Source organism: Burkholderia sp. BCC1996 (assembly GCF_905339955.1).
GTDB lineage: Bacteria > Pseudomonadota > Gammaproteobacteria > Burkholderiales > Burkholderiaceae > Burkholderia.
Map to the genome: position 1 here is coordinate 46,832 of NZ_CAJPHM010000039.1, position 6,680 is coordinate 53,511.

The window sequence follows — 6,680 nt, forward strand, 5'->3', positions numbered from 1 at the left end:
AGTCCCACGAGGTCTTATATGCTCGACATCCGTCAGCTTCAATATTTCATCGCGGTCGCGGAGGAAGAACACGTCGGCCGCGCCGCCGAACGGCTGCACATTTCGCAGTCGCCGCTCAGCCGCCAGATCGCGCAACTCGAGGAAAAGCTCGGGCTGACGCTGTTCGAACGCAGCCAGCAACGCATTCGTCTGACGCGCGACGGCCGCACGTTCCTCAGCGAGACGCAGGCGTTCCTGCGCCATGCGCACCGGCTGGAATCGCTCGCGCGCCGGCTCGGCCGCGGCGACGAAGGCGGGCTCTGCATCGGCTACCTGGAAACGGCCACGCACTCGGGCGTGCTGCCGCGCGCGCTGAAGACGCTGCGCGCGGACCGCCCGGCCGTCCACATCGCGCTGTACAACTACACGTCCGCCGCGCAGCTCGAAGGGCTGCGCGAGCGCAGTCTCGACATCGCGCTCGTGACCGAGCCGCCCGCGCCCGACGATCCGGAACTCGAATCGATGCGCGTGCTGAACGATCCGATGCTGCTCGCGCTGCCCGAAGGCCATCCGCTCGCGAAGAAGAAGACGCTCGCGGCCGACGATCTCGCGACGCAGCCGTGGATCGGCGTCACGCAGCAGGAAAGCGCGCCGCGTCACGGCGCGTTCGTCGCCGCGTGCGCGAAGGCCGGTTTCTCGCCGGATATTTCCGTCGAGGCGAGCGAGCCGCTCGCGGCGCTCGGGCTCGTCGCCGCCGGGCTCGGCGTGACGATGATCCAGCAGAGCCTGCGTCACCAGGTGCCGGAAGGCGTCGTGCTGCGCGAGCTGCCGTGGTTCAGCTATCGCACGCCGCTGTGGGCCGCATGGCACAAGGTCAACCTGCGGCCGCTGGTCGGCGTGTTTCGCGAGATTCTGACCGGCGAGGATGTGGTCGCGACGGTCGAGTGACGTGACGGGGGGCGCGATCGCCGGCAAAGACAGGGAATCTGTCGTGCCGTCCGCATCCCCGCACACGAATCCGTCTGAAATCGATCGAGCCGGCATCGGTCCGCATGCGATTGCATGCGCGATACCTGATGCCGGCTTCCCCCCGCTCGCGCGTCAGTTCGCGAGCGTGACCTTCCCGTCCATCAGCCGGTTGATCGCCAGCGGATTCGATGTCTTCAGCGCCTCGGGCAGCAGCGCCTCCGGCATGTCCTGATAGCAGACCGGCCGCAGGAAACGACGGATCGCGAGACTGCCGACCGACGTCGTACGCCCGTCCGCGGTGGCCGGATACGGGCCGCCGTGCACCATCGCATGCGCGACTTCCACGCCGGTGCCGAAACCGTTGACGAGCACGCGGCCCGCGCGCCGCTCCAGCGCCGGCAGGAACGTGCGCGCGGCGGCGTAGTCGGCTTCGTCGATATGGAGCGCCGTCGTCAACTGCCCTTCCAGCGACTCGATCAGATCGAGCATCGTGTCGAGGTCCGGACAGCGGACGATCAGCGACGCCGCGCCGAACATCTCCTCATGCAGCGCCTTCGACTCGCGGAACGCGTCCGCGCTCGTCGAGAACAGCGCGCCCTGCCCCTGGTTCGCGCCGGCCGGCGCATGCGCGCGCGCGACGGTGCGCACCTGCGGATGCTGCGCGAGCGCGGCCACCGAACGCTCGAAGGCCTGGTGAATGCCCGGCGTGAGCATCGTCGCCGCCGCGGCCTGCGCGAGCCGCTCCGCCGCCGCGGCGGTAAAGCGCTCGAGCGCCGGCCCGTCCACGGCGAGGATCAACCCCGGATTCGTGCAGAACTGCCCGGCGCCGAGCGTCAGCGACTGCACGAACTGCTGCGCGATCGCGTCGCCGCGCGCGTCGAGCGCGTGCGGGAACAGCAGCACCGGATTGATGCTGCTCATCTCCGCGTACACGGGAATCGGCTCGGGCCGCGCGTTCGCAAGCGCGATCAGCGCGGTGCCGGCATGGCGCGAACCGGTGAAGCCGACCGCCTTGATGCGCCGATCGCGCACGAGCCCCTGCCCGATCTCGAGGCCGGTGTCGAACAGCAGCGAGAACGTGCCTTCCGGCATCCCGCACGTCTTCACCGCCTGCTGCACGGCGATTCCGACCAGTTCCGACGTGCCGGGATGCGCCGGGTGCGCTTTCACGATCACCGGGCAGCCGGCCGCGAGCGCGGACGCCGTATCGCCGCCCGCGACCGAGAATGCCAGCGGGAAATTGCTCGCGCCGAACACCGCGACCGGCCCGAGGCCGACATGACGCAGGCGCAGGTCGGGACGCGGCGCCGGCTGACGCGTCGGCTGCGCCGGATCGATGCGCGCGTCGAGGTAGTCGCCCGCGCGCACCACGTCGGCAAACATCCGCAACTGGCCGACCGTTCGGCCGCGCTCGCCTTCGACGCGGGCGCGCGGCAGGCCCGTTTCCGCGACGCAGCGCTCGACCAGTTCGTCGCCGAGCGCGAGGATGTTCGCCGCGATCGTCTCGAGGAACGTCGCGCGCGCTTCGGGTTGCGTTTCGCGATACGTGTCGAACGCGGCCCAGGCGAGCGCGCATGCTTCATCGAGATCGACGCTGCTCGCGCCGCCGAAGGCCGGCGCCATGCGTTCGCCGCTGGATGCGTTGACCGCGTATGTGTCGCCGTTCGTGCCGCGCCGTGCGCGCGAGCCGATCAGCAGGTTGCCTGCGAGTGTCATGTTCGTTTCCTCTGTCGATGGATCGGGGGCGAACGCCGTGCGATCACGGGCTCGCATAGGTGTTGTGTGTTGTTTGTCGTGCCGGCGCGCCTGTCGCGTCGCCGTGAGTGGGCCGGGCGGTTCGAAGCCGTGCGGCGGTGCGCTCGATGCCGGGCTCGCATCACCCGGCCCCGACAACGCGTGCGTTGCCGTCGAGCCGCATCGTCGGTGCGTCGGTGGCCGCGTCGAACGATCAGAACGTACCCGGATACGCGCCGCCGTCGAGCAGCACGTTCTGGCCCGTCAGGTAGCCCGCGTGCCCGCTGCACAGGAACGCGCACACCGCGCCGAACTCGTCGACCGTGCCGAAGCGCCCGGCCGGCACGGCCTGCCGCTTCGCTTCGCGCATCGCTTCGTAATCCTTGCCTTCCGCCTTCGCCGACGCCTCCGTCGCCTTCTTCAGGCGATCGGTGTCGAACAGCCCCGGCAACAGGTTGTTGATCGTCACGTTGCGCGTCGCGATGCGCTTTTGCCGCGCGATGCCCGCGACGAAGCCGGTCAGGCCCGTGCGCGCGCCGTTCGACAGGCCGAGCACGTCGATCGGCGCCTTCACCGCGCTCGACGTGATGTTGACGATGCGGCCGAAGCGACGCTCGGTCATCCCGTCGACGGTCGCCTTGATCAACTCGATCGCGGTCAGCATGTTCGCGTCGAGCGCGGCGATCCAGTCATCGCGCGTCCATTCGCGGAAGTCGCCCGGCGGCGGGCCGCCCGCGTTGTTCACGAGGATGTCGACGTGCGGCGCGGCCGCGAGCGCCGCCGCGCGGCCCGCGCTCGTCGTGATGTCGCCGGCCACCGCGATCACCGTGACGGCAGGATTGAGCGCGCGCAGTTCCCGGGCGGTCGCGTCGAGCGCGTCGCTGCCGCGCGCGGTGATCACGACGTTCACGCCCTCGGCGACGAGCGCCTGCGCGCACCCCTTGCCGAGCCCCTTGCTCGCTGCGCAAACCAGCGCCCAGCGGCCTTCGATGTTCAGGTTCATCAGTTGCTCCGAGAAACCCCGTCCGTCAGGACGGGGAGGAAAGGAGTGCTGTTGACGGGCAGCTTCTTCCACGAGTTAGGACGTGCATCGCCAGCTGTGGGAATCCTTTCCCTTTAGGGAGAAGAGGACGTCAACTGCGTTGTTCCTGGAATGCGGTGCACGCCGCCGTGCTGCCGCGTGCGCCGGCCGGCACGGTCACGCGCCGGCGCTGCCGTGCGCGCGCCCGCGTGGCGCGTGCCGGCCGGCGGCGCACCGACTGACGCGCACGTCCGAAATGCGCAGGAAAGCCGCGCAATGGGCCAGCATACGGAGTCCGCCCCCGCGCGACAATTGACAGGATGTGATACCGGTATAACCGCGCGTTATCGGTCGTTGCCCCGCCGCCGCATGCGGGCGCGTTCCGCGTCCATCGCATGCCGCCGCGGCGGCCGGACGACGAACGGCGCGACCGGAACGCCGACGACGGCTCGGCACGTTCATACGACGATTGACGATGCACGCGCGGTGGCGCCGGTGCCACGCGTCGTCACGGATGAAAACCCGCCACGACACACGGCGCCGGCGGGTGCCGACACGACCGGCACCCGTTCACCGCGCGCGACATCGTCACACCGTCACGCGATCGCGCCGCTACGCCACGACACCGTCACGCCGCGAACCGCTTCGCCAGTTCGGCGAGACCGTCCTCGTAGATACCGCGGAAGAGGCGGATCGCTTCGTCGTCGGTCGCGCCATCCGGCGTGAACGTGCCCGACCACTCGACCGTCGCCGCGTTCGCGCCGTTCTCGCGCACGCGCAGCGTGGAGCGATAGTTCACGACCGGGAACGGCGCTTCGAGGATCGCGTACGTGTAGCTGCGTGCCGCGTCGTCGAAGGCGACCAGCCGCTCGACGATCGCGTCGCCGTCCGGGTTCGCGAGGCTGCGCACGCGACCGCCTTCGCTCAGCTCGCTCGCCGGGATGTACGACAGCCAGTCGGGCAGCGACCCGAAGCCGCCGATCAGTGTCCAGACCGTGTCGGCCGAAGCCGCGATCTCGATGCTTGCATTGGCCTGTGCCATGTCATCACCTTTCAGGATCAACGATCGGTCGGCAGCGGCGCATTGGCCGCAATCAGACCTTGTTCACGCATTTCGCGCCAGAAGTCGGCCGGAATCACCACGTTCAGCGCAGCCTGGTCTTCCGCGATCCGCTCCGGACGGCTCGCGCCCGGAATCACCGCGACGGTGGCCGGATGCGACATCGAGAACTGCAGCGCGGCGGCCTTGATCGGCACGTCGTAGCGCGCGGCGATCGCCTTGATGCGCTCGACCTTCGCGAGGATTTCCGGCGAAGCCTTCTGGTATTCGAAGTGCGTGCCGCCCGCGAGTACGCCCGAGCTGTACGGGCCGCCGACGACGATCCCGACGTCCTGCGCGGCAGCCGCCGGCATCACGCGTTGCAGCGCGCGCTCGTGATCGAGCAGCGTGTAGCGGCCGGCGAGCAGCATGCCGTCCGGTTGCGGTTCGGCGAGGTCGAGCACGAGTTCGATCGGCTCGACGCGGTTCACGCCGAGGCCCCATGCCTTGATCACGCCTTCTTCACGCAGCTTGCTCAGCACGCGGAATGCGCCCTTGCGCGCGACTTCGAACTGCGCGAGCCATTCGTCGCCGTAGAAGTCCTGCGCGATATCGTGCACCCAGACGATGTCGAGGCGGTCGGTGCGCAGGCGCTTCAGGCTGTCCTCGATCGAACGCAGCGTCGCGTCGGCCGTGTAGTCGTTGACGATGCGGTTCGGCCGGCCGTGTTCGAACAGGCCGCCCTTCTCGCCGAGATCGCGCGCCGACACGTCCTCGACTTCGTCGAGGATCACGCGGCCGACCTTGGTGCTCAGTACGTATTCGTCACGCGGGTGGTTCGCCAGCGCATCGCCGAGGCGGATTTCCGCGAGGCCGGCGCCGTAGAACGGGGCCGAATCGAAATAACGGATGCCGTGTTGCCATGCCGCTTCGACGGTGGCCGCGGCTTCCGCGTCGGGGATGTTACGGAACATGTTGCCGAGCGGGGCAGTACCGAAACCAAGGATCTTGTTACCGGGCAGCTTGTCTTTGAGACTCATCATTTTCTCCAGGGGTGAGGGAAAGCGAGTTCAGTCTAGGCAGACGGGTTAAGTCTGTCCAAGACGGAATTCGACACAGTTGAGTCCCTGGAGGTCTAAAACGTGGTCTGAAGGGGTGGGCGGATATCGCGTCCGGAGGGTCCGTTCGCGCGGCGGCCCTGCCCGACAAGGCTGGCGACGGAATCGGCCGCCGATTCGTGATTTCAGATCAAAAGTGATTTCGCCGGTGAGCACGATGGGCAACGCCACGCGTGCCCCCCATTGCCGCACGCCTGCAACGCGTCGCGCAAAGGAATCCCCGTTGCGCCTCTTTCAAAGGCGCAACGGGGAAAAAGCCGCCTGGTGATGGAATCTGCGTTCCGTCGCAATGCGCGGCTCATGCCCTCAGGCGCGACCGTCCCCTTGCGTATCCCGGGCATCGCCCAGCATCGTGACGAGGACGAGCGCTGCAATCAGGCCCAAGTGCTCGAAGAAACCGTTGAGCGCCATGAAGCGCGCCGCGCCCGTCTGGTTCCAGAAGTCGTTCGCCACCAGCATCGCGACGACGGTCAGCACGCCGAGGCTGCCGGCGCCGAGCCATGTGAAGCGGCGAAACACCACACACAGCGAACCGCCGATCTCGACGACAACCGCCAGTGCAGCCCATAGCGCAGGCGGATGCAGGCCGAAATGCGCCTGCTCCGCGACCGCGCCGTCGAAGTCGAGCGCCTTCGCGACCCCGCCGATCAGAAAGGCGGAAACGAGTGCAAGCCGGACCAGCGCGCCGACCCACGGCTGCGCGAGCAGGACACGGATCCACGCGGGGCTGTACCGGCCGATCGTCGTCGACATGTCAGACCGCCCAGCAGGAGCAACCGAACGCGCCCCAGAAGCCCTTCGCGTCCGAGGTCGGCAGCGT

6 protein-coding genes are annotated in these 6,680 nt (G+C 68.5%); 1 reads left to right on the forward strand and 5 read right to left on the reverse strand.

Translation table 11 applies throughout. The annotated features are described in order from the left end of the window. The first annotated feature begins 18 nt into the window (after positions 1 to 18). The gene (locus tag U4Z64_RS34495) at positions 19 to 927 is read left to right on the forward strand and encodes a LysR family transcriptional regulator (RefSeq protein ID WP_321803756.1); all 909 of its coding nucleotides are present in this window, start codon (positions 19 to 21) and stop codon (positions 925 to 927) included. 153 nt (positions 928 to 1,080) lie between these two features. Here the strand turns inward: U4Z64_RS34495 and U4Z64_RS34500 are convergent, their stop codons facing one another. The 5 genes from U4Z64_RS34500 to U4Z64_RS34520 all read right to left on the reverse strand — a co-directional run bounded on the left by U4Z64_RS34500 (position 1,081) and on the right by U4Z64_RS34520 (position 6,613). Beyond that, the gene (locus U4Z64_RS34500; protein WP_321822376.1) at positions 1,081 to 2,664 is read right to left on the reverse strand and encodes an aldehyde dehydrogenase (NADP(+)); all 1,584 of its coding nucleotides are present in this window, start codon (positions 2,662 to 2,664) and stop codon (positions 1,081 to 1,083) included. Between the two features lie 232 nt (positions 2,665 to 2,896). Continuing rightward, positions 2,897 to 3,685 (reverse strand): SDR family oxidoreductase, encoded by a 789-nt coding sequence (locus U4Z64_RS34505; protein ID WP_321822377.1) that lies wholly within the window; start codon positions 3,683 to 3,685, stop codon positions 2,897 to 2,899. Between the two features lie 646 nt (positions 3,686 to 4,331). Continuing rightward, positions 4,332 to 4,745 carry an SRPBCC family protein gene (locus U4Z64_RS34510; RefSeq protein ID WP_321803750.1) on the reverse strand — a complete coding sequence of 138 codons (414 nt, stop codon included), beginning with the start codon at positions 4,743 to 4,745 and terminating at the stop codon, positions 4,332 to 4,334. 17 nt (positions 4,746 to 4,762) lie between these two features. After that, complete coding sequence (locus U4Z64_RS34515; RefSeq protein WP_321822378.1) at positions 4,763 to 5,782, reverse strand: aldo/keto reductase; 1,020 nt, start codon at positions 5,780 to 5,782, stop codon at positions 4,763 to 4,765. Between the two features lie 384 nt (positions 5,783 to 6,166). Next, positions 6,167 to 6,613 carry a DoxX family protein gene (locus tag U4Z64_RS34520; RefSeq protein WP_321822379.1) on the reverse strand — a complete coding sequence of 149 codons (447 nt, stop codon included), beginning with the start codon at positions 6,611 to 6,613 and terminating at the stop codon, positions 6,167 to 6,169. Positions 6,614 to 6,680 lie beyond the last annotated feature (67 nt).

Excerpts from the sequence above, each read along its gene's own strand:
- U4Z64_RS34505 (WP_321822377.1), bottom strand. The coding sequence starts at position 3,685 with ATGAACCTGAACATCGAAGGCCGCTGGGCGCTGGTTTGCGCAGCGAGC.
- U4Z64_RS34510 (WP_321803750.1), bottom strand. The coding sequence starts at position 4,745 with ATGGCACAGGCCAATGCAAGCATCGAGATCGCGGCTTCGGCCGACACG.
- U4Z64_RS34500 (WP_321822376.1), bottom strand. The coding sequence starts at position 2,664 with ATGACACTCGCAGGCAACCTGCTGATCGGCTCGCGCGCACGGCGCGGC.
- U4Z64_RS34495 (WP_321803756.1), top strand. The coding sequence starts at position 19 with ATGCTCGACATCCGTCAGCTTCAATATTTCATCGCGGTCGCGGAGGAA.
- U4Z64_RS34520 (WP_321822379.1), bottom strand. The coding sequence starts at position 6,613 with ATGTCGACGACGATCGGCCGGTACAGCCCCGCGTGGATCCGTGTCCTG.
- U4Z64_RS34515 (WP_321822378.1), bottom strand. The coding sequence starts at position 5,782 with ATGAGTCTCAAAGACAAGCTGCCCGGTAACAAGATCCTTGGTTTCGGT.